General features: G+C 46.3%; 19 protein-coding genes. 8 read left to right on the top strand and 11 right to left on the bottom strand.

Annotated elements, in window-relative coordinates:
• The first annotated feature begins 416 nt into the window (after positions 1 to 416).
• On the top strand, positions 417 to 1955 hold the full coding sequence (locus tag QUB25_RS27620; protein WP_333188361.1) for a PAS domain S-box protein: 1539 nt from the start codon (positions 417 to 419) through the stop codon (positions 1953 to 1955).
• A 306-nt stretch (positions 1956 to 2261) separates the two neighbouring features.
• On the opposite strand, the gene QUB25_RS27615 is transcribed toward QUB25_RS27620, so the two are convergent.
• The 3 genes from QUB25_RS27615 to QUB25_RS27605 form a co-directional block, all read right to left on the bottom strand.
• A complete protein-coding gene (locus QUB25_RS27615; protein WP_333063707.1) occupies positions 2262 to 3071 on the bottom strand; it encodes a GAF domain-containing protein in 810 nt (269 codons plus the stop codon).
• A 747-nt stretch (positions 3072 to 3818) separates the two neighbouring features.
• Positions 3819 to 5714: an ATP-binding protein gene (locus QUB25_RS27610; protein ID WP_333063705.1), complete on the bottom strand. Its 1896-nt coding sequence runs from the start codon at positions 5712 to 5714 to the stop codon at positions 3819 to 3821.
• A 564-nt stretch (positions 5715 to 6278) separates the two neighbouring features.
• Complete coding sequence (locus QUB25_RS27605; protein WP_015176471.1) at positions 6279 to 6506, bottom strand: type II toxin-antitoxin system CcdA family antitoxin; 228 nt, start codon at positions 6504 to 6506, stop codon at positions 6279 to 6281.
• 327 nt (positions 6507 to 6833) lie between these two features.
• On the opposite strand from QUB25_RS27605, the gene lepA reads away from it, so the two are divergent.
• Positions 6834 to 8648, top strand: coding sequence for a translation elongation factor 4 (lepA, locus tag QUB25_RS27600; protein ID WP_333188357.1), 1815 nt, complete (start codon positions 6834 to 6836; stop codon positions 8646 to 8648).
• 219 nt (positions 8649 to 8867) lie between these two features.
• Here the strand turns inward: lepA and QUB25_RS27595 are convergent, their stop codons facing one another.
• From QUB25_RS27595 to QUB25_RS27580, 4 genes are all read right to left on the bottom strand, one after another.
• Positions 8868 to 9314 (bottom strand): DUF5958 family protein, encoded by a 447-nt coding sequence (locus QUB25_RS27595; protein ID WP_333188354.1) that lies wholly within the window; start codon positions 9312 to 9314, stop codon positions 8868 to 8870.
• Positions 9315 to 9368: 54 nt separating this feature from the next.
• Positions 9369 to 9758 (bottom strand): type II toxin-antitoxin system death-on-curing family toxin, encoded by a 390-nt coding sequence (locus QUB25_RS27590; protein WP_333188351.1) that lies wholly within the window; start codon positions 9756 to 9758, stop codon positions 9369 to 9371.
• Positions 9758 to 9955: a DNA-binding protein gene (locus QUB25_RS27585; RefSeq protein WP_333188348.1), complete on the bottom strand. Its 198-nt coding sequence runs from the start codon at positions 9953 to 9955 to the stop codon at positions 9758 to 9760. The genes QUB25_RS27590 and QUB25_RS27585 overlap by 1 nt, the downstream gene beginning before the upstream one ends.
• A gap of 136 nt (positions 9956 to 10091) precedes the next feature.
• Positions 10092 to 10388, bottom strand: coding sequence for a hypothetical protein (locus QUB25_RS27580; RefSeq protein ID WP_333188345.1), 297 nt, complete (start codon positions 10386 to 10388; stop codon positions 10092 to 10094).
• A 159-nt stretch (positions 10389 to 10547) separates the two neighbouring features.
• On the opposite strand from QUB25_RS27580, the gene QUB25_RS27575 reads away from it, so the two are divergent.
• The 4 genes from QUB25_RS27575 to QUB25_RS27560 all read left to right on the top strand — a co-directional run bounded on the left by QUB25_RS27575 (position 10548) and on the right by QUB25_RS27560 (position 17513).
• Positions 10548 to 11591 carry an ATP-binding protein gene (locus tag QUB25_RS27575; protein ID WP_333188342.1) on the top strand — a complete coding sequence of 348 codons (1044 nt, stop codon included), beginning with the start codon at positions 10548 to 10550 and terminating at the stop codon, positions 11589 to 11591.
• A gap of 129 nt (positions 11592 to 11720) precedes the next feature.
• Entirely contained in the window at positions 11721 to 14480 is a 2760-nt protein-coding gene (locus QUB25_RS27570; protein ID WP_333188340.1) for an ATP-binding protein, read from the top strand.
• 578 nt (positions 14481 to 15058) lie between these two features.
• Positions 15059 to 15997 carry a UDP-glucuronic acid decarboxylase family protein gene (locus tag QUB25_RS27565; protein ID WP_333038674.1) on the top strand — a complete coding sequence of 313 codons (939 nt, stop codon included), beginning with the start codon at positions 15059 to 15061 and terminating at the stop codon, positions 15995 to 15997.
• 127 nt (positions 15998 to 16124) lie between these two features.
• A complete protein-coding gene (locus tag QUB25_RS27560) occupies positions 16125 to 17513 on the top strand; it encodes a UDP-glucose/GDP-mannose dehydrogenase family protein (protein WP_333188339.1) in 1389 nt (462 codons plus the stop codon).
• 105 nt (positions 17514 to 17618) lie between these two features.
• Here QUB25_RS27560 and QUB25_RS27555 read toward each other — a convergent pair whose 3' ends face one another.
• Entirely contained in the window at positions 17619 to 18089 is a 471-nt protein-coding gene (locus tag QUB25_RS27555; RefSeq protein ID WP_333147813.1) for a hypothetical protein, read from the bottom strand.
• A 166-nt stretch (positions 18090 to 18255) separates the two neighbouring features.
• Between QUB25_RS27555 and QUB25_RS27550 the strand changes: the two genes are divergently transcribed.
• Positions 18256 to 18474 carry a helix-turn-helix domain-containing protein gene (locus QUB25_RS27550; protein WP_006632503.1) on the top strand — a complete coding sequence of 73 codons (219 nt, stop codon included), beginning with the start codon at positions 18256 to 18258 and terminating at the stop codon, positions 18472 to 18474.
• 125 nt (positions 18475 to 18599) lie between these two features.
• Complete coding sequence (ppk1, locus tag QUB25_RS27545) at positions 18600 to 20780, top strand: polyphosphate kinase 1 (RefSeq protein ID WP_333188338.1); 2181 nt, start codon at positions 18600 to 18602, stop codon at positions 20778 to 20780.
• 243 nt (positions 20781 to 21023) lie between these two features.
• Here the strand turns inward: ppk1 and QUB25_RS27540 are convergent, their stop codons facing one another.
• The 3 genes from QUB25_RS27540 to QUB25_RS27530 all read right to left on the bottom strand — a co-directional run bounded on the left by QUB25_RS27540 (position 21024) and on the right by QUB25_RS27530 (position 21767).
• Complete coding sequence (locus QUB25_RS27540) at positions 21024 to 21179, bottom strand: hypothetical protein (protein ID WP_333188335.1); 156 nt, start codon at positions 21177 to 21179, stop codon at positions 21024 to 21026.
• 1 nt (position 21180) lies between these two features.
• A complete protein-coding gene (locus QUB25_RS27535; RefSeq protein ID WP_333188332.1) occupies positions 21181 to 21405 on the bottom strand; it encodes a hypothetical protein in 225 nt (74 codons plus the stop codon).
• 71 nt (positions 21406 to 21476) lie between these two features.
• Positions 21477 to 21767: a hypothetical protein gene (locus tag QUB25_RS27530; protein ID WP_333188329.1), complete on the bottom strand. Its 291-nt coding sequence runs from the start codon at positions 21765 to 21767 to the stop codon at positions 21477 to 21479.
• Between the last annotated feature and the right edge of the window lie 82 nt (positions 21768 to 21849).

Raw genomic sequence — 21849 nt, 5'->3', positions numbered from 1 at the left:
AGTTGTCACCAGTTTTATTAACTGGGCTAGCCATCCCGTAAGTATTTCAACTTACTTTAGGCTAAACGACTCGCACGATAGATTCGGTAGCGGTGTGTAACTGTCAGCATTCCAGTATTATACAGTGTTTACTGGTGAGTAGTGTAGCGTTAAATGTTAATTTAAGGGACATGGAGTCCCATAAAATTAACTTGGGGGAGTCCATGTATTCCACATCAAATCAGAGATTATGGTGTGGGTCTTATAGCTCCCCCCAACCCCCACGAAAAGATAAAGTCACAAAATGCCTGGTTATTGAGAGCGCGATCGGTCGATCGCCAGACACCAGTCTTAGTTATGGGTTATGTTGAAAAAACTTGTGTCCGCTTTTTAGGGGTTGCACCCGCAGGCAACTATTAGATTCCCCCCTTAATAAAATGCTAGAAACTGTCTACAAACACTTAGAAACATTGCAGGAACAAGCTAGGGAATTGCCACACCCGCAACAGGCAATTTTCACAAAAGTTTTGGAAGATTTATCGAATTCTCTACAGGAAATGGCAGGCAGCCGATTGTTTGAAAGCGCCACAAATAACGCGGCAAAGCTGGTTGAAATAGAAAAAAATAATCGCCTCTTGGAACGCACTGTAGCCCAGCAAGTAGGGCAAATCAGACAGCTACGGGAGCAGTTGGAAAAACAAATCAGCCAGCATCGCAGGGACACTCAAGCATTAACTAAAAGTGAAGCCAAACTGCAAGCTATGCTGCGTAATTCTCCCGATCTAATTAGCATTGTCGGCTCCGACGGGCGAGTTCGATACCACAGCGGAGCCCTACAGCGGCTTTTGGGTTACAACCCAGAAGAAAGAATTGGCAAATTTCACGGCGAGTTAATCCATCCAGACGATTTGCTAGCTTGGCAGACGTATTTTGGTAAGTTGTTAGAATCTCCGGGAATTGGAGGGGCAATCGAATATCGGAAACGCCACGCTGACGGTTCTTGGCTCTACATGGAGTCGATAGGTAATAGTTTGCTTTACGATTCTAGCGTGCAGGGAATTATAATTAATTCGCGGGAAATAGGGGAACGAAAGCAAGCCGAAATCGCAGTCCGAGAGTCGGAACTCCACTACAGAGTTATGTCGCAAATTACTTCGGATTTTGCCTATTCTTTTAAGGGACTGCCCGACGGCAAGTTCGCCTGCGAGTGGGCGACAGAAGCTTTTGAGCGCTGCACCGGTTGCGTTCCTGAAGAATTAGAATCGTTTGGTTGGTGGAACTCCGAACTCGTTCATCCCGACGACAGGGAAATGTTAATTAAACAGTTAGAAGGCTGTACTTTCAGTCGCACTGGAGCCAATGAGTATCGCATTATTAATCAAAAAGGCGAGGTGCGCTGGTTGCAGGACTACTGGCAAGTGGTGTGGGACAAAACTGCTGAACGGGTTGTCCGTTTGTGGGGCGCTTGTCAGGAAATTACCGATCGCAAGCAAGTAGAATTGAAACTGCAACTCGTTAACCAAGTTTTGCAAGCCCAGATAGCATCGGCGCCGCTGGCGATTAACTGTACCAGCAATGACGGCAATACCGTTGTTTGGAACCGCGCCGCCGAACAACTTTTTGGCTGGACTGCGGCTGAGGTTTTAGGGAAACCTTTACCGAATATTCCTGAAGGCCAAAAGCAAGATTTTTACGCGCTGCTAAAGTCTGCGTCTAATGGCAAACCGCAAAACGGTTTGGAAATATCTTTGTTGAAAAAAGACGGTAGTTCGATCAATGTTTGGCTTTGGGCGGCACGCGTGCGAGATGCGGGCGGCCAGACTGTCGGCAGTATCAACATATTTTCTGATCTTTCAGAACGCAAGCGCATAGAGGAAGAGCGCCAAAAGCTAGCAGCGATGAAAGATATGGAGGAGCCTTTTTGGGCGCGCTATGTCAGCCCTCCAAAAACTCCGAAAAAAAAGGGCGGTGGGTAATTCTATCAAGCACAAGTTAAAAGAATTAAAAGTGCGAAAGTGCAATTTTATGCTTGCCATATCCTTTCGGGTCAAATAACCTATTTGATGGGAGTCGTTCGACCGGACATAATATGATAAATACACCGAGTTACTACGTGTAGTATTTGCTATGCTGTACTGTGTAAAACTATAATTCCCTAGAAAAAATTGATAAATTAGCTACCGAATTTATTGAGGGAATCTATCGATAAAGTTTCAGCTTTTTCAGGGTAAAATTTGTTGGCACGGTAAATATTAGACTTGTTGAATACGCCACTAAAAACTTTACTGATGCCCAGATTTTTCCTGACTCCTCAAAGTGGCTAACTCTGCGTGAGTTTGGCAAGCTTCACTTAACTCAATGTAATCTAAGATATTGGAAATTACCTGAGAAAGGTGGATAGCCGAACGGTGAGCTTCTTGGATAAAATCTCTCTCCTCTATGGGATCGTCAGCTTGATCGTCTATGGTTAGTTGTAGATAGCCAATGATGTGATTTAGGGGAGTGCGGAGCTCGTGGGACGCCTTCAACAAAAATTGCTTTTTGAGTTGGGATAGTCCTTGTACTCGCTTGGTGCGCTCTTGGTAGAGGGTGGCGAGGGCGATCGCACTTCCTACTTGATCGGCAAGTTCTTGTGCGAATTCGATCTGGGCTTGAGTCCAAGGTCGATCGGTCTTACCCTTCCGCGACGATCGACCTTTGCACTGATGCAAGCTAATTATGCCGTTAGGTTGCTCTTGGTAAGCGGTAGCCACCACTAGCAGCGACTGCGGCCCAAAAGGGTCATTGGCTGCAAAGGAGTCTACTACCACCGGTTCGAGGGTGGCTAGAGCTTGAAGGAAATGAGGTGCTGCTGTGAGCGAAATTTCCATTCCCAGCATGGGTAAAAATGGTTCTTGGCAGTATTCAGCAGCTACTTTGACTTGCAGGCTAGAACTTTCATAGGGACAAAGGATACAGCGGCTGACGCCTAGTGTTTCTCCCAGAGTGTTAACTGTTTGCTGCCAGATGGTATGGAGATCCAAGGTGCGACGAATATTTCTGCCAATTTGGAGTAAAAGTTTTTGCGATTGAGCTGATATTTGCTGATTCATAGCAACCCTTTTTCTACTAGACTGGCAAAAGTTTACCACTCCGGCAACAGAGCAGGAAGTTACTGAATTTGTCAGCCTGCCGCTGTCCGACTTATGGATTACGTAATTCTACTTAAATATTGCCACAGGCAGTCAAACCTTACTAAGTATTTGCGGTGTCTTTACAAGATCTTTATGATTTTCACATAGAAGGGAGAGCGTTGTATTTTCTTAAAAATCCTTGACAGTAGGGGATTGGAAAGCTGAATCATTGCTAAAAGTAGCCATTAAGTGATTGTAAAGTTGGCGGTTTGTGGGGGTTTACTCAGAGGTGTGAGCTGCCAGCCGACAGATTAAAGATTAGCTGTTATCCGTATCCCCCTGATTTGATTTATGCCAATTCTGGGTGGGGATCGGAAGTGGCGGGGGTGATGAATATGAGTCCAAAACTCCTAAGGAGGGAGCTCGGCGACGGATAAAAGTCAAAATTGATACGCGGGTGGGCGATCGAAGTGTGTTTGTAGGATAATTACAAATTATTGATGGCTTTTATTCACGAAACGGAACTCACGGATACACGAATATAGCAATTTTTAAGTGAGTAAGGTACAGTTGGGTAATTGGTAATTGGTAAGAAAGCTGGCGAGTAACTCACGAAAGTTGAGAACCGCTCTAGCAGTTTTTTTTTCGGCTTCCTGATTCCCTCTTGCTTCTTAATTTGTGCTGATTCCTCATTCCTTCAACGTCCCGATGACCAATTACCGATGATTAATTTTTAAATAGTGGTTCTTGATAAAGCGGCACAGTAAAAGTAACCGTCGAGCCGAGTCCTTCCCCCATACTGTAAAAATTTACTGTACCCCCCATTGCTTCTACCAGTTTTTGAGAAATAGCCAATCCCAAACCGGTGCCGCCGTATTGTCTGGTACGAGCACCGTCTACCTGAAAAAACGACTCAAATAATTTATCCTGCTTGTCGAGAGAAACCCCAATGCCAGTATCAGCAACTCGAATTTTCACCATTCCGGGGAACTGCTGGTTGTGAACAGTCACCTTTTTCTTAATAACCTCGGCACTGATGCGAATTCCCCCTTCCCCGGTAAATTTAATCGCATTGCCCGTGAGGTTCAAGATTACCTGAAGCAGGCGTTGGTAGTTGCCGTACACAATAATCTCGTCCTCCACAGGGGGTTTTTGGATTTGAAATTGCAATCGCTTTTGCTCGACTTGAACCCGTGTAAAATTCTCAACTTGTTGCAACAGTTCACCGAGTTTGACGGGAGCGAGATCTAACTCCATTTTGCCAGCTTCGATTTTAGCGACATCCAAAATATCGTTAATCACATTGAACAAATGTACTGCTGATCGGTAAGCTTCTTCGATAAATTGGTGCGCTTCTTCGGGGTCATCTGCCATGCCGTCCATAAGCAGTTTTAGGAAGCCGAGGATGCCGTTGAGGGGGGTGCGGAGTTCGTGAGAAGTATTAGCAAGAAATTGACTTTTAAGTTGGGAAAGAGCTACGGCTTCGGCGCGGGCCTGTTCTAATTCTTGGTAAAGTGTAGCGTGGGCGATCGCACTGCCGACTTGAGCGACTAACTCGCGGGCGAATTCGAGTTCGACTGGACTCCATTTCGGGGAACTGCCGCAGCGGTGCAAACATATCAGTGCATTGGGTTGGTCTTCATAGGAGGTAGCTGCTACGAGCACGGAATGGCGGTGGAAGGGATCGGTGGCGGGGGAGGCGTAATCGACTGCTACTGGTTTTAAGGTGGCTAAAGTTTGAATCCATCCGGGCTGTTCGGCTGCGCGCAGTTCTACTCCCAGCATAGAAGAGTAAGCTTCTTGGCGGTACTCAGCTACTACTTTAAAAGTTTTCGATTGGAGATTTTCGATTTGAGTTGGGGAAAGCGGGGGCGAGGGGTAGCTAGCTATTGACTGTTGTAATTCGGCGGCGGCGGTCGATTTTGGCTGATTTTCAGAGGCAAGGAAGGGGGAGGTTTCGAGATTTTCGCTGTCTTTTTTGTAGGAACAGATGATGCAGCGACTCGCGTTTAAAACTTGACCCAAGCTGTTAACAGTTTGCTGCCAAATGGTTGCTAAATCGAGGGTTTTGTGCAGGTTTTGAGCGATTTGGGAGATGATTTTACGGTCTATTTCCGAGTAGGGAGGGAGCGATCGACCGGGGATACGGCTCGCTGGAAGCGACATTTGTTGGCGGGCGTCCAAGGGGGATGGCAAAGCTCGATAGAGCATGAATTCTGGGGAGTCGGGCCGTCTGTCTGTGGGTTTGTCCGACAGCAGCCTTCCCATAACTAAGACTTTTGTAGCTTTGCCGTTTGAGTCGATCGCCGGAGTGAGTGTCAAATCGAAGAGAAAATATTGTCCGGCGTGGCCAAATGGATAGCTGAACCGTTGCGGTACGAGGGTTTCGAGCGCCCGCCGCAGGATATCGAGATAAGGCGCAGGGGGGATGGGTTGCAGGGTTTCGCTGAAGGGGCGATCGACAATTTGTTCTGCTGTAAGGTTGTATTGCTCGGCTTTTTGCCAGTAAAAAGATAGATATCGACCAGAGGCGTCTTGGGTAAATACTAATTCTGCCCCTAACTCTTGAAAAAAAACTGTAGAGGCGAGGCTCGATCGCCGGAAATCTGTGTTAGAGTCCATCAGAGTAGGGGATGAAAGTAGTTCGGATTTTGGAGTATTGAGTTTTTAATAAATATCTCAAGACTTCCCATTGTTTGGGGCTTCTACTGTTAATTTGTGAGTTATTAATCAATTAAAAAGTTGTTGGCTTTTTAATTAAAACATTAATCGCTCAAAACTCACAATTTGCAAAAATTTTCGGCTTCTACTATTGACTTTTGAGTGATTAATGAAATCATAAAATATTAATTATTTAACTGTGAACTAAACTCAAAACTCAAAACTATTCGTTCTCAGCCGTTTTGGGTAATTTAAAGATAAAAATTAAGATTGAGGAATTAGGAATCTGCACCGATTAACGATCGAGTTTGAAAATTACGCCAAAATCTGAGGCTGCCAACAACTCAAGCCAGGGACTGGCTCACGCATTTTTTCCCTCACCTGGAATAGTTCCGAGGTTGTGATTTAGCCGAGTTCACTCGCCCACCACCTGTAGCTTTAGCCACGAAATCTGCAGGAGTTCGCCCGCGCGATCTAAATTTCACAGCCTGCAGATTTGCGCGCGCCGTCTGGGGCGAGAACACCTCAGTCGTTCCACTCACCGCGGGGCGGGACTGGGGGGTTGCGGCGTAAACTCAGAGCCAGCTCGTCTTCGCGGCGCTCGCCTCTGAGCCACTGCTTGATTGCTGTTTCAATGACTTTGCTGGGGTCATTCGTCAAGTGCTTAATTTGGTCGAGGAGTTCAGAATCTATATGGATAGATAGTTCCACTTTTTCTGACGAACTGTGGGAGGGTATACTTGACTGGCTCATAGTTAAAAAATCCTAGTTTTAATTCTTAAGTTTCAATTCTTTTGATGACAACCGACTGGACTAGATATTTGCAGTCCCTGATTTGCACCCCACCTTTCCTCAACCGCTTAACAGCTTTCTGTACAATGAGACAGAGAAAAGTTTTTTCCTTTTGGGTGTCCGACCGAGCCCGGACACTTGAAGGGTAATAACTGATACTCTTGAGGTTTGTCTCAGTTGTGGTTTCATCTCAATCCCCAGTAAGAGGTTGAAGTAAGCACTCTACTCTTGCTTGTGTAATCATACAACAAAAAGTATCCTTTGCCGATTAGCTCTTCGATAAAAAACATGACTAACGTCCCTGTATCTCGCATTCGTAATTTTTCGATTATTGCTCACATCGACCACGGAAAATCGACCTTGGCAGATCGCCTGTTGCAGGCGACTGGGACTGTGCAGGCACGGGAGATGAAGGAGCAGTTTTTAGACAATATGGATCTCGAACGCGAACGCGGCATTACGATCAAGCTGCAAGCGGCTCGGATGAATTACACTGCCAAGGACGGTCAGGAGTACGTGCTCAACCTGATCGACACTCCTGGACACGTGGACTTTTCTTACGAGGTGTCGCGATCGCTCGCTGCTTGCGAAGGGGCGCTGCTGGTGGTAGACGCATCTCAAGGCGTGGAAGCACAAACCTTGGCAAATGTCTACCTTGCCTTGGGAAATAATTTGGAAATTATTCCAGTTTTAAATAAAATTGACCTGCCGGGGGCAGAACCGGAACGGGTAAAAGGGGAAATTGAAGAAATTATCGGTCTGGACTGTAGCGGGGCGATTGAGGCTTCTGCTAAGGAAGGAATTGGTATAGATGAGATTTTGGAGTCGATCGTCGAATTGGTGCCACCGCCGCAGGATACTGTTGACAAACCGCTGCGGGCGCTAATTTTTGATAGTTATTACGACCCTTATCGCGGGGTAATTGTGTATTTCCGGGTGATGGACGGAAGTGTCAAAAAGGGCGATCGAGTTTTGTTGATGGTTTCGGGTAAGGAATATGTCATCGATGAATTAGGCATCCTTTCACCGACTCAAGTTCAAGTAGACGAACTGCACGCGGGGGAAGTTGGTTATCTGGGCGCGGCAATTAAAGCCGTAGCTGATGCTCGCGTCGGCGATACGATTACTTTGGTCAAAAAGCCGGCACCAGAGCCTTGGCCGGGTTATACAGAAGCAAAACCGATGGTTTTTTGCGGCTTGTTCCCGATTGATGCTGACCAATTTCCAGATTTGCGGGAAGCTTTAGAAAAACTCGAACTCAACGATGCGGCGCTTTCTTACGAACCGGAAACTTCGAGTGCGATGGGATTTGGTTTCCGCTGCGGTTTTTTGGGTTTACTGCACATGGAAATTGTGCAAGAAAGACTGGAGAGAGAATACAATTTGGATTTGATTGTTACGGCTCCTTCTGTGGTTTATCAAATCACAACAATTAAAGGGGAAGTGTTAACAATTGACAATCCCAGCCACTTGCCCGATCCTCAGTATCGCGAGAAAATTGAGGAACCTTATGTGCGGGTAGAAATGCTGTCGCCAGAAACTTATGTGGGCGCGCTGATGGAACTGTCTCAAAGTCGGCGGGGCATTTTTATGGATATGAAGTATCTGAGTCAAGGCCGAACTACGCTGGTTTACGAGTTGCCTTTGGCGGAGGTAGTGACGGACTTTTTCGACCAGATGAAATCGCGATCGCGCGGCTATGCGAGCATGGAGTATCACATCATCGGTTATCGCGAAAATCCGTTAGTGAAAATGGACATTTTAATTAATGGCGATCCGGTTGATGCTTTGGCGATGATCGTACACCGCGATAAGGCTTATAATGTGGGCCGCGGATTGACGGAAAAACTCAAGGAGTTGATTCCCCGTCATCAATTTAAGGTGCCGATTCAAGCGACAATTGGCGCGAAGGTGATTGCTTCGGAACACATTCCGGCTTTGCGGAAAGATGTGTTGGCGAAGTGTTACGGCGGTGATATTTCGCGGAAGAAGAAGTTGCTGCAAAAGCAGGCGAAGGGTAAGAAGCGGATGAAGTCTGTGGGTACTGTGGATGTGCCGCAGGAGGCTTTTATGGCTGTGCTGAAGCTCGATCGAGATTCCTAATCTGTGTAGCTTTTTGTCAGGAACAGGCTTTCGGGCCTGTTGCACAAAGAGTCGGTTTTTTTGTAGTTGTTTGCAGTCATCTAAAACAGGCTTTCGGGCCTGTTGCACAAAGAGTCGGTTTTCTTGTGGGATGGGCCGGAGAGCCCGTCCCTGTGGAAGCCCAGAATATGGCTGCAGCGTGAGTGGCGATCGCCCGCTCGCATCACAGCTTACTACAACTTAAACAAGAATCCTTTGTTGAAACTCGCGCTGAATTTCATCTACAACTTTGCGATCGCTCAAATCGCGATGCCACCAGTGGCTACAGCCATCTTGACAATATTTGCAGTACCTGCGCGCATCGGCAATTGCCAATAAACTCATTAACAGGAAAAAGGTTTTGATAGATTCTGAGGGCGGCAGTTTCAAAAGCTTTGCCATTTGTTCTTTTAATCGCCCTCTACTCAGCAACACACAAGGGGTGTAAGTTGGGCGAAGTTTTGATTTGGCAATAGCTAGGGAAACATCTTCTTCTCGCGCCCTTGCTTGGAGGGTCATGTAGGATAGCCGCTGCAATATTTCCTGCTGGTCTTCGGTTGGGAAGCTTAAAAACCAGTTTTTTGCATCTTCTTGGCTAATTAATTCTTGTTGAATTTGATTGATTGTAATTTCATCGGCTAGATTCATTTGCCTCTCCTAGGTCTGGCTGAAATATAACGTGAGGTTCTCCGTCATAATTTATCAAATAGAATGAGGAACAATATGACAGCGCAGCCACTCAGTAAATTCATCGCGGGCAATCGCGCTTGATGTGACTTGTAATATAATTTGTTCTTGCTCTTCCACAGGTGCAGAAATCTCAAAGCCATTCAAAACTAGAAAGACTTCCATTGCTGCGTGACCGATGCGTTTGTTACCATCTAAGAAAGGATGATTTTTAATCAAAGCAAATCCAAGGGCTGAAGCTTTTTCCACGATAGTTGGGTAAAGTTCCTCCCCGCCAAACGTCATGCGCGGCTGAGCTAAAGCTGACTCTAAGGCTTCTAAATTAGCGATGCCAAATGCTCCGCCAGACTGCTCGATAATGCGCCGATAAAGTTCTAAGATTTCTGTTAAAGTTAGATAGCGCATTACGCGAGCTTTTGGTAGAGATCAGCATTCTTTTTGAGGACGTATTCCATAGCATTTTGGAAGGATGTTTCTGGTGGTGCGAGCAAGTTTTCAGCACCCGCAAGCAGTAATTCTTCTAGGGAAACGCCGAGGATATTGGCGATTTCTTGGAGCTTGTGCAGGCGCTCGTCTGGAATGGTGATGGTAATGGTTTGCATTCTGTTTGTGGCTGTGACGATACTCTGAGTTTAGCACGTCAACTGTCTGAGCAGGAGTTAGGGTTTTTGAAAGAGCGATCGATCGCACTTTTGGAAATGAATGGCGATCGCCCTTTTGCAAATAAACTATCAGAGATTACTCATTATCATTATCATCATCATTATCTTGAACTACCTTACTACTTAAAAGTCCGAAAATCGCACCCACACCCATATTCCAAGTGCTATTGCAAGTCTCAAAAATGCGAGCTTGTTGGGGAGATGGCCGATCTTCGGTACTAATTCGTAAAGAGACTCCTCCAGAAAGTAAGGTAAAAAAGATAACAGTGGCGAAGACGTACTGGAAAGGAGAGGGAGATTGAGGAAAAGTGTTTTTACGAGTCATTGTAGTAGATTTGGGTTTAGCAGGTGTCATATTTGGTTTAGCTTTCATAATTGCTACTTTCTTATTGGATATGTCTTAATCTTAAATAGTAAAAGCTTGAAAGTCAGCCTGTGTATAGGTTTCGCTTAGTATGAGTTTGGTATGCGTTTAGGATGCGTTTGGTTGGCGATCGCCCGCTATAATACTTAAAAGGTCTGTAATTTAGGTATGCCACAACCAACGCTCACAGCATCTAAGGCCGGAATCGCAAAAGCAACAATTGCTCTCACAGGCAAAAGCTGGAGTCGCGAAGACTTAGCCGATTACGTCGTGGTGGAAGGCAAAACTCTCCAGAAAAGCATCTGTCTTCAAACAGTTAATAATTTTTTCACCGGCAACAGAGTCAAACGCCAGTATTTTGTTGGAATTTGCAAGGCTTTAGGATTGGATTGGGAGGAAATTCGAGAACCCAATGGGACGTCATCGCCCCAAATACCTTTACCAAATGACAATCCAACCGCAGAAGTAGAACAACCAAATATCAACTACAATAATCCATTTTTTCCTCTAAGTGGCAGGATAGACAAACCGCAATTTTTCTTTGGTAGGAAAGGGGAAATTAGAACGGTATTTGATCTGCTCAATAGTGGCAGTAGCGTAGCAATCATTGGCGAAAGAGCGATCGGCAAAAGTTCTCTGCTACAAGCCATTTACCGAGAAGCACCAAATCAACTCCGTGAGCCTCGCAAACCCATTTACCTAAACTTAGAAAATGTTTGCGGTGAAAATGACTTTTACGGTGCTTTGTGCAGATTAACGGGTATCGAGAAAGCAAAGGGTACTGAGTTATCACGGGCTTTAGATTCGCCCCAATTCCGCTTCCTGTTGCTTTTAGATGAAGTCGAAAACATGATATGGGATGGATTTACTAACCAAGTACGCAGCCAATTGCGGGGTTTGGCCTATGGAAGTGACGCCCCTTTGCGTCTAGTTGTCGCCGCCTCCACCCCTCTTGATGTCCTGTTTCCTGACAGTCAAGACAAAAAATCTCCTTTCCAAGGGATTTGCATTGAGGAAAATCTGAAGCTGTGGGATGAAAAAATCTGCCGCGAATTTATTGTTAGTCGCCTCCAGGCTTCCTGGTTAACACCTGTTGCTCAGCCAGTGAATTTTACTGAGGAAGAAATTGCGGAGTTAATTGCTGAAAGTGGCGGCTATCCTCAGAAATTGATGCAGTTGTGCTATCAAACTTATGCCCGTTATATCAACTAGGGCTTACACATTGGGGCCCAGAAACTGGGTTTTTTACGAAAATATTTCGTTAGATCATCGCAGATTTGGTAAAAAACCCGGTTTCTCACCACCCGTGCGTAAGTCCTGTTTATTCATCCCCACCTATTTATGAGTCAAAACCATCGCCCTGTTCCTCGGTTAGATTTAGCTCCAAAACTGAAGCGTCCTCTTTCTTTGTGGAATCCTTTAGATTACCTGCAATTGTTATATTGGGTGTTTTTCTTTCCTCAAGCTTTGCGGTGGTATGAGTCTACCTTTGGGGGTGAATCTAATTTACAAGACGCCAAAACCTGGCGAGAAAAGTGGGAATGGTTGCGTCAAAATTCCGTCCTGTGTCAGTTAATTCTACAAGCCTTGATGTTAATCATTGTTATCCCCGTAGGCTTGAGTAAATTTTTCGAGGAAATAGGCATTTCTATCCATTGGTTGCGCCTGGCGTTCGGCGTGGCGTCGGGCGTGGCGTTGGGCATAACGTCGGGCGTTCGGCGTGGCGTGGCGTTGGGCATAACGTCGAGCGTGGCGTTCGGCGTGGCGTTCGGCGTGGCGTTGGGCAGAACGTCGAGCGTGGTGTCCGGCGTGGTTGAGCGCACGACGTTGCGCGTGGCGTTGGCCGTGGCGTTGGCCGTGGCGTCGGGCGTCGGGTTGGGCATGGCGTCGGGCGTCACGTTGCCCGTGGCGTCGGGCGTGGCGTTGGGCGTGTGGTTCGGCGTGGCGTTGGGCGTGATGTGGGTCGTGGCGTCGGGCGTGATATGGGTCGTGGCGTCGGGGGTAGGGTTGGGCGTGGTGTGGGACGTGCCGTCGGGCGTGGGGTTGGGTGTGGCGTCGGACGTGATGTGGGTCGTGGCGATCAGCGTGGCGATCAGCGTGGCGTTCGCACGTCCTGAAAATTGGCTTTTCGCTGTACCGTTTACCCTACTCCAGCGTCAACAGGAAAATAGACAATTTCCTCACATTACCCCACTTCCCCTTCCCTACCTATCTTCGCAAATAGCTAATTGGCTGAAGCGGGATTGGGAAACAGGATTGCACAATATTGACCAACTACTAAAATTTACCCTTCAGTTTATCCCTGTTGTTAAAGCTGTAAATCGCGCGCTAGCAGAGACACCAAAAGAACAACTTATCGATCGCGTCGCTCAATTATCAGAAGATCCTTATGATTGGAAGTTGGTGCGTTTTGCCTCAGCTTCTCTAAGTGAAGTAATGAAGTCAGAAGCAGTAGCAGCTTTTTTTATCATCAAACCTTGGCGACAACAAATTCAAGCTCTTTTTCAAACAGAAATTCGTTTAGATACTCCTGCCCGTGCCTCTGCTGCTGGTTTCTGGTATCTCCACGAGCAAGAACCAGACAAAGCTACAGAGGCTTTCGCTGTAGTGCGAGATCTGCTTTATGGAGAGGAAATGTTTTCCTTAGCGCAGATTCTCACAGATTTTCACCAAACAGCAGAACTAGCCGAGATTGCTTCCCTGAAACTGCCTGCTTCCCCAAATCCACCTCTGCTGCGTGAGACTACTTGGGAAGCAATTGCTTCTCTACGGCGGGTAATTGCCGATGTTCAAGTCGTCCAGAATAGCGTATCTCGTTCTGCCCGTTCCCTTGCCCTCAACCGAGCATTAGGCGAGCTTGAAACTATCCTCGATACTCCAGATATTATACCACAATGTGAACGAGATTTAATTATTCAAACTGCCCAAAAATGGCAACAAATATTACTGCAAGTGACCGGGAAAATCGGAGATATTTCGATTACTCAACCAGTCAGTATCCCCTATATAATTGGCGATCCAGTCCAAGGTAATCTATTTGTCGGCCGCGAAGACATCATCAGACAGCTAGAGGAGTTGTGGGTAAAAGGCAATCCGCTTCAATCTGTGGCTATCTACGGTCATCGGCGGATGGGAAAAACTTCGATTTTGTTGAATGCTAGCAACTGCTTAGGCTCAAAAGTACAGGTGGCTTATGTCAATTTGCTGCGGGTAGGAGATTGCTCTCAAGGAGTCGGCGAACTGCTAATATTCATCACCGATGCCATTGCCAAAACAGTCAAGATTGCACCTCCTGCCGATCGCGATTTACTCGATTTACCCTATCTCACTTTTGGACGATACATCGAACAAGTAATAGCAAATGTAGAAAGTGGATTGATCGTTGCTTTAGACGAGTTTGAAAAAATAGAAGAATTGATAGACGCTGGGAACATCAATCAAGATTTTATCGGTTTTTTGCGAGGGATGGTGCAAATGAGTTCTAAAGTAGCCTTTGCTTTTGCCGGATTGCACACCTTGGATGAAATGACCCAGGATTATTTCAATCCTTTTTTTGCTAGCATTATCCCCATCCGAGTAGGTTTCCTGAGTCTAGGTGCAACTCGCCAAGTTTTAGCGAATCCCGATGATGATTTTCTCCTCGACTACAAACCAGAAGCCCTCGATCGCATTTATGAACTAACACATGGCCAACCCTACCTCACGCAATTGGTAGGATTTCTGTTAGTCCGCCTCTACAACGACCAAGTATTTGAAATCCGACGCCCCCGCGATCCAATGTTTACACTAGAAGACGTAGCAACTGTCATCAATGACCCGGAATTCTTCAGCCGAGGTCGCTACTATTTTACAGGAGTTTGGGGTCAAGCAACACAAGGCGCATCGGGACAACAGGAGATTTTAAAAGCCTTAGCACCTCACTTAAAAGGAATGAATCTCGACAGGCTGAGTCAAGAAACAGGGATGGATGAGATAAGTTTACTGGAAGCACTAAAAACTCTCGAACGCCACGATGTGGTTCGAGAAATTGATGGTTGCTACTGTATTACTGTCGAACTATTCCGCCGCTGGGTTGAGATGTCATTGGAAGGGAAGGGATAGTTAGTTATCCCTTTGAGTATTCGGCGGTTGAAACCAATCGTACACAAACTCTTGTCCCTGCAGAGGGGGACTAAGAGAAAAGCTATCAAATTAATATTACTATTATGCCAAATATTTACATTATTGGCGGCCCTAACGATTCAAGTAAAACTATAGTTTTCCTGAAATTATTACCTAATTTTTTAGATCGACATAATTTCTCTCATATTGCTTTTCAGATAAATCGACCCTGGTTTTTTCAAATAAGCCAGTGAAGCGCAGCTATCCCCTAGCGCATCGCCCAACCTCAGACCGAAGTCATCAAATAACCAATAACCACTAACAAATAACCTAATTAATGTCAAGAGTGTTTTTTCGGAAATATTAAAGCTTAAATAAAAATTGCTACCGACATTTGCGAATTATAGCACTTTGTTCCAAGTATTTGAAAATGCTAAGTTAATTAAAGATTTTATAAAAGTGACGCATAAGTCTTTACATTGTCGATCGCAATTTTGTTATTCTATTAGAAAGTTTCATTCTAGCGACTGAATTTTTGTACCACAGTCCTACCCCTAAACAGAACGGCAGTTTCCACAATGAGAATTTTAGTCACAGGCGGTGCAGGTTTCCTCGGTTCTCACCTAATCGATCGCTTAATGGCCCAAGGACATGAGGTAGTCTGCCTGGATAATTTTTACACCGGGACTAAACGCAATATCCTCAAATGGCTGGACAACCCGTATTTTGAGCTGATCCGCCACGACATCACGGAACCGATTCGGTTAGAGGTAGATCAGATTTACCATCTGGCTTGTCCCGCTTCCCCCATACACTATCAGTACAACCCTGTCAAGACAATTAAAACAAACGTCATCGGCACGATGAATATGTTGGGATTGGCCAAACGGGTAAAAGCAAGATTCTTTCTCGCTTCCACTTCCGAAGTGTACGGAGATCCTGACGTTCATCCACAAACAGAAGATTATCGTGGCAACGTTAATTGTATCGGGATCAGATCGTGTTATGACGAAGGGAAGCGAGTAGCTGAAACCTTATCTTTTGATTACCATCGTCAAAATGGGGTAGACATTCGAGTTGTGCGAATATTCAATACCTACGGCCCCCGGATGTTGGAAAATGACGGTAGAGTAGTGAGCAATTTTATTGCTCAAGCTTTGCGGAATCAACCGCTGACTGTGTACGGCGACGGCTCCCAAACCCGGAGTTTTTGCTACGTTTCTGATTTGGTGGAAGGATTTATTCGTTTGATGAATAGCGACCAAATCGGACCGATGAATTTGGGGAATCCCGGCGAATACACTATATTGGAACTGGCACAAAAAATTCAAAACACGATTAATCCAGGGGCAGAAATTATTTTTAAACCGCTGCCGGAAGACGATCCAAAACAGCGACAACCGGATATTACTCGTGCTAAAAATTGGTTGGGGTGGGAGCCAACTGTGCCGCTTGATCAAGGTTTAGAGTTGACTATAAAGGATTTTCGCGATCGCATAGAGGGAAACCAAAAGTAGAGACTGGGAGAGGGGGAGACTGGGAGAGTGGGGGAGAAAAAAAATCTTCCTTATTCCCAATTCCCAATTCTCGATTTGCGATTACCAATTCCTATCTGATTTTTTTACTAACTTTGAGGACATTTGTATGCATGTTTGCGTCATCGGTACAGGATATGTTGGCTTAGTCACCGGCACTTGTTTGGCCCACATCGGTCACCACGTGATTTGCGTAGACAACAACGAAGAAAAAGTAAAATTAATGAAGTCTGGACAGTCGCCTATTTTTGAACCTGGACTGTCTGAATTAATGTCCTCTGCATCTGCGTCGGGCAATCTAGAATTTACTTCGGATTTAGCAGCCGGAGTGGCTCACGGGGACATTTTGTTTATTGCCGTGGGGACGCCTCCTTTGCCTACTGGGGAAAGCGATACTCGCTACGTGGAAGCGGTTGCTCGTGGAATTGGAGCTCACCTCGACGGCGATTACAAAGTCATTGTCAATAAATCTACGGTTCCCATCGGTTCCGGGGACTGGGTGCGGAGGATTGTCCTCGACGGTTTGGCGGAACGTCAAAAAGCTCAAACAAATGATGCGGCTACGGGTGAGGAAGTAGCAGCAAAAAAAGGTGTGGTATTTGATGTGGTTAGCAACCCGGAGTTTTTGCGGGAGGGCTGTGCTGTTTTCGATACTTTTAATCCCGATCGCATTGTTCTCGGCAGCAACTCTCGGCGGGCTATGGATATGATGCTACAGTTATACCGGCCGATTGTCGATCGCAAGTTTGCAGAAAATCAGTCTTTGCCGGAGGTTCCTGTGGTGATGACTGATATCAGTTCAGCGGAGATGATTAAGTACGCAGCTAATGCTTTTTTGGCTACGAAGATTAGCTTTATTAATGAAGTTGCTAATATTTGCGATCGGGTTGGTGCAGATGTTAGTCAAGTTGCCCGAGGTATCGGCTTAGATTCACGGATTGGCAACAAGTTTTTGCAAGCTGGCATTGGTTGGGGCGGTTCTTGTTTCCCCAAAGATGTCTCAGCTTTAGTTCACACTGCTGACGATTACGGCTACGAGGCACATTTGCTGAAAGCGGCAGTGGAAGTTAACGAACGCCAGCGGTTCATTGCTATTGAAAAGTTGCAGCACGTTTTGAAGATTCTCAAAGGTAAAACTGTCGGACTTTTGGGTTTGACTTTCAAGCCGGATACTGACGATTTGCGGGATGCTCCAGCGCTGATTTTAATCGAGAATTTGAATCGGTTGGGAGCGAAAGTTAAAGCTTACGATCCGATCGTTTCTCAAACTGGGATGCGTCACGGTTTGTCGGGAGTTTTGGTAGAAACTGACCCGGAAAGGTTGGCAGACGGTTGCGATGCTTTGGTGTTGGTGACGGACTGGGAACAGTTTCGCAATTTAGATTACGATAAAATGGCGAAGTTGATGAATCATCCAGTGATGATTGATGGCCGCAATTTCTTAGACAAGAAGGCTTTAGAAGCGGCTGGTTTCCAATATGTGGGGATTGGAAGGTAAAGAAGAGTTTTGAGTAGAATCTCTATTTCGTAGGGTGCGCCGAAGCGCACCTTACATTTATCTTGCTGGTGGCAAACAATCGCGGGTTTACTCGCGCCGACTGCTTTAAAAATTTTCCATCAATGTTTTTTCTTGAGCGTAAACATCTCGTAGCTGTTGCAGCGCTGAGGCAGAAATTACCGATTTAACTGTAGCAACTAATTTACCCCATTCAAGCAAGCTGTCCACTGAAACAGCCGTTTTGAAGTTGTACGTATAGAATTTAGTCCAAAAATCTGGTGCTTGTGTCCGTTTCCAGCGTTTGTACCAGGCGACAAAATCTTGAGCACAGGGCGGTTTTACTTCTAAGATTGGGGGGAAATCAGCGTAGCTGACAAATCGACTGAGGCCTTTGGCATGAACATACACCACGTTGTGGCAGCAATCAATCCGGTATATCTGTTCAGGTGAGATGTTGAACAGGAGTGCCACTGTTTCTTCGGTGACAAATCTAGATCGCGGATTGACGATCGACGATTTGTGAATAATTTTTGATGCGCCGATCGTTGACGATCTTAGCTGATTTTCTGATATCATTGTAGTTGCATCTGGTGGTGGTAGCTAAATCTATCTCTGCTAAGTGCGATCGACAGAAATTATCTGTCGGGATTAATTTTAACTGGCGATCGTCTTTAGTTGGCAGACCGGGGGCGATCGCTTTTTGATATATTATACTAAATCCAAAATTTTGTAAATAGTGAATATGAGCAAAGGCTTAGTCAGATTGCGGGTTCGAGAGTTGGCGGCCGAGAAGGGATGGACGCTCAAGGAAGTTGCGGAGCGATCGGGCGTGGGCTACAGTACGATTAGCAATTATGCCCGTTCTCAGGGGATGGCAATGGTTGACTTTGCAGCCGTCCACAAGCTGGCTCGAACTTTTGATGTGATGATTGAGGATTTCGTGGTAATCCTCGAAAAATAGTTGAAGGTTTTGCTTAAATTCAATGTTTGAGCGATCGACTAAAAGCAGATGCGAACAAATAGTTTAACCTGCGATACTAATTCACAGATGCGATCAACAGAGCCTCCCAAAGACTCCCTCAAACCATGCCCAAGCCAAAAAAGACCCCCGCCAAAACCTACACTGAAATCAACCTCAGCGACCCCCAATACTACTTCAACCGAGAACAAAGCTGGCTAGAATTCAACAACCGCGTGCTCCACGAAGCCCTCGACCCCCGCACGCCCCTTTTAGAAAGACTCAAATTTCTCGCTATTTTTAGCTCCAACCTAGACGAATATTTTATGGTGCGCGTGGGCGCCCTCAAACAACAAGTACACGCAAAAGTCAGCAAATTAACCTCCGACGGCCGCACCCCCCAACAACAGCTAGATGCCCTGAACAAGCGGCTTTTGCCGATGGTTACTCAGCAGCACTCGTATTTTGAGCAAACCCTGCGGCCGAAACTAGCAGCAAGCGAAATCTACATTCTCGACTACATTGACCTCAATCAAGAACAGCGCAATTACTTGCACCGCTACTTCAAAGAACAAGTATTTCCCGTACTCACTCCCCTAGCAGTTGACCCCAGCCACCCATTCCCCTACCTTTCAAATCTCAGCCTCAATTTAGCAGTAGTAGTCAGGGACCCCGACACCCGGGAAGAATTGTTTGCCCGCGTCAAAGTACCGCAGGTTTTGCCGAGGTTTGTGCCGCTGCCGGGGGATTTGCAGTGGCAGCAGAGGGGCAAATCTCCTGTTTGGACTGGCGTGCCCCTAGAACAGGTGATTGCCCACAATTTAGAAGCTTTGTTTCCGGGGATGGACGTAGAGGAATATCACCCGTTCCGCATTACTCGCAATTCCGATTTGACGGTGGAGGAAGATGAGGCAGAGGATTTGCTGCTGGCAATAGAACAGGAGCTCCGCAAACGCCGGTTTGGAGGTTCTGCGGTGCGGATGGAAATTCAAGCGATTATGCCGCCTGCGCTGCGAGATATGCTGATGGAGGAGCTGGATCTCGGTGAGCAAGATGTTTACGTCGTAGAGGGGCTGCTAGGCCTCAAGGATTTGATGTCTTTTGTGGGGTTGCCGGTGCCGGAACTGAAAGACCCGCCTTGGACTCCGGTTGTGCCGCCGCGATTGCGGAACTCGGAATCGGCAAGGATTTTAGACAAATCGAGGTTGGATGCTGAAGAGGGCGAGGATATTTTCACCACCATCCGGCAGGGGGATTTGATGCTGCACCATCCCTATCACTCGTTTGCTGCGACGGTACAGCGGTTTATTACTGAGGCGGCGCACGATCGCTCCGTGTTAGCGATTAAGATGACTTTATACCGCACTTCGGGTGATTCGCCGATCGTCAGCGCCTTAATTCAAGCAGCGGAAAACGGCAAGCAGGTAGCGGTTTTAGTAGAGCTCAAAGCTAGGTTTGACGAAGAAAATAATATTAATTGGGCTCGCAAGTTAGAACAAGCGGGAGTCCACGTAGTTTACGGTTTGGTGGGACTCAAAACCCACACCAAAATTGTGATGGTAGTGCGTCGCGAGGAAGGGTATATCCGCCGCTATGTCCACATCGGCACCGGCAATTACAATCCCAAAACAGCCGGACTCTATACCGATGTGGGTTTGTTGAGTTGTCGCGAGGATTTGGGTTCGGATTTGACGGATTTGTTTAATTATTTGACTGGTTATTCGCGACAGGTATCTTATCGCAAATTATTGGTAGCGCCGGTCAATATGCGCGATCGATTTTTAGCTTTAATCCGGCGCGAGGCCGAATTCTGCCGCTTGCAGGCCGAAGGCGGTATCGGTAGCTGCGGCCGCATTGTCGCTAAAATGAACGCTTTAGTTGACCCTCAAATCATTGTTGCTTTGTACGAAGCTTCACAAGCGGGAGTTAAAATTGATTTGATTATTCGGGGGATTTGCTGTTTGCGTCCCGGCGTTGAGGGTGTTAGCGAAAATATCAGAGTTATCAGTATTATCGGCCGCTTTTTAGAGCATTCTCGGATGTTTTATTTTTTCAACGGTGGGGATGAAGAGGTGTATATTGGTTCTGCGGATTGGATGCAGCGCAATCTCACAAGACGGGTTGAGGCGATAGTTCAAGTGGAAGATCCGACAATTGCTAAGGAATTGCAAGAAATTTTGGGAGTAATGCTGGCGGACAACCGCCAAGCTTGGGATTTGCAGTCTGGGGGACACTACTCTCAGCGGCGGCCACCTGCTAATTGCCCGGAAGTGAGCTCTCAGCAAATTTTGATGGATATGGTTGTGTAACGATTTTCCAACACTTTCAGGCTCTAGTTGACTAATTTCTATCAGCACTCTAGCAAAAGGGGTGTTTTTGGGGCATTTCAGCCCTTGCTATTGCCTGTTTACCTGTCCTAGTGTCCTTTACCTGATACCCGCTTACAAGCGAACTCTTCTATCAATCGTCTATTGGTACCACCTTGCTTTTTTAGTAGTAGCCGCCCAACGTAGGCGGCTAAGCTGGGAAATGCTAACCTGTTTTCTGTTGCATCAAATGATTTTTTTTTCATTCAGGCTGTTTGATTTTGAGTTGCGGTTGGCTCTCCCGGTCAGAACCCGAAAACCTACAGTCACATCATCTGCATAGTGCGAGTGACGCGATCGCGCAAATGGAGCGGACGATCGCTTGGTTAAGGCTGCCTTCATGCTAGAGGCTACTCAATATATCCCAAAGGGCTTCTATGTCCCCTAAGTCGGTTTTCGACTTCTTACGCTTACCTTTGAGTAAATTAAGTGCCGAGGCGGGTTCTGGTAGCTTAAATTCAGCTACTGGTGTTATCGGTGGGTTAGCCTGCACTGCTTCAAGTTGCGATCGTACTTCCTCCAACTGTTGATTAAGTTTTTTCGTTTCACCCTCTGAGTTACCTAACATACTCTGTAACCGCTGATTCTCGATACGTACCGCATCCAGTTCCTGCCTGAGTGATTCAGCCTCATCCTCACTCAGGCAAGGGATTTTCCCGGCAGTACCTTTACGACAACACTTTCAGTAGGTATGTTACTTAAATTAACTGGTATGTTACCACTATCGTTAAGTGTGTTACTAGATTTACTAGGCGTGTTATTTGCCTCGGTGTCTGCAATCTCAAAGAACTGTGCAAGTGCAGCATTCACTCCAGCGGAGTACATAGTCCCCTTCTTAGATATCAAGCCCCTCTGTTGGCAAAACGCAATCAGCGCTTGCTCGACTTCGGGAGCGAGATAAACGGCGATATGTTTCTTGTCGGTAGCCATAGTATTTGGAGTTTAGACTAAGCACAAATTGACTCAGCATGAGCTGAGTGGAGAAAATGGTTAATAAGCGAGAGAGTTCTCA

The organism is Microcoleus sp. B3-D7, from assembly GCF_036705305.1.
Taxonomy (GTDB): domain Bacteria; phylum Cyanobacteriota; class Cyanobacteriia; order Cyanobacteriales; family Microcoleaceae; genus Microcoleus.
The sequence above is the reverse complement of the archived record's forward strand: the minus strand, read 5'-3'. Positions and strand labels throughout refer to the sequence as shown.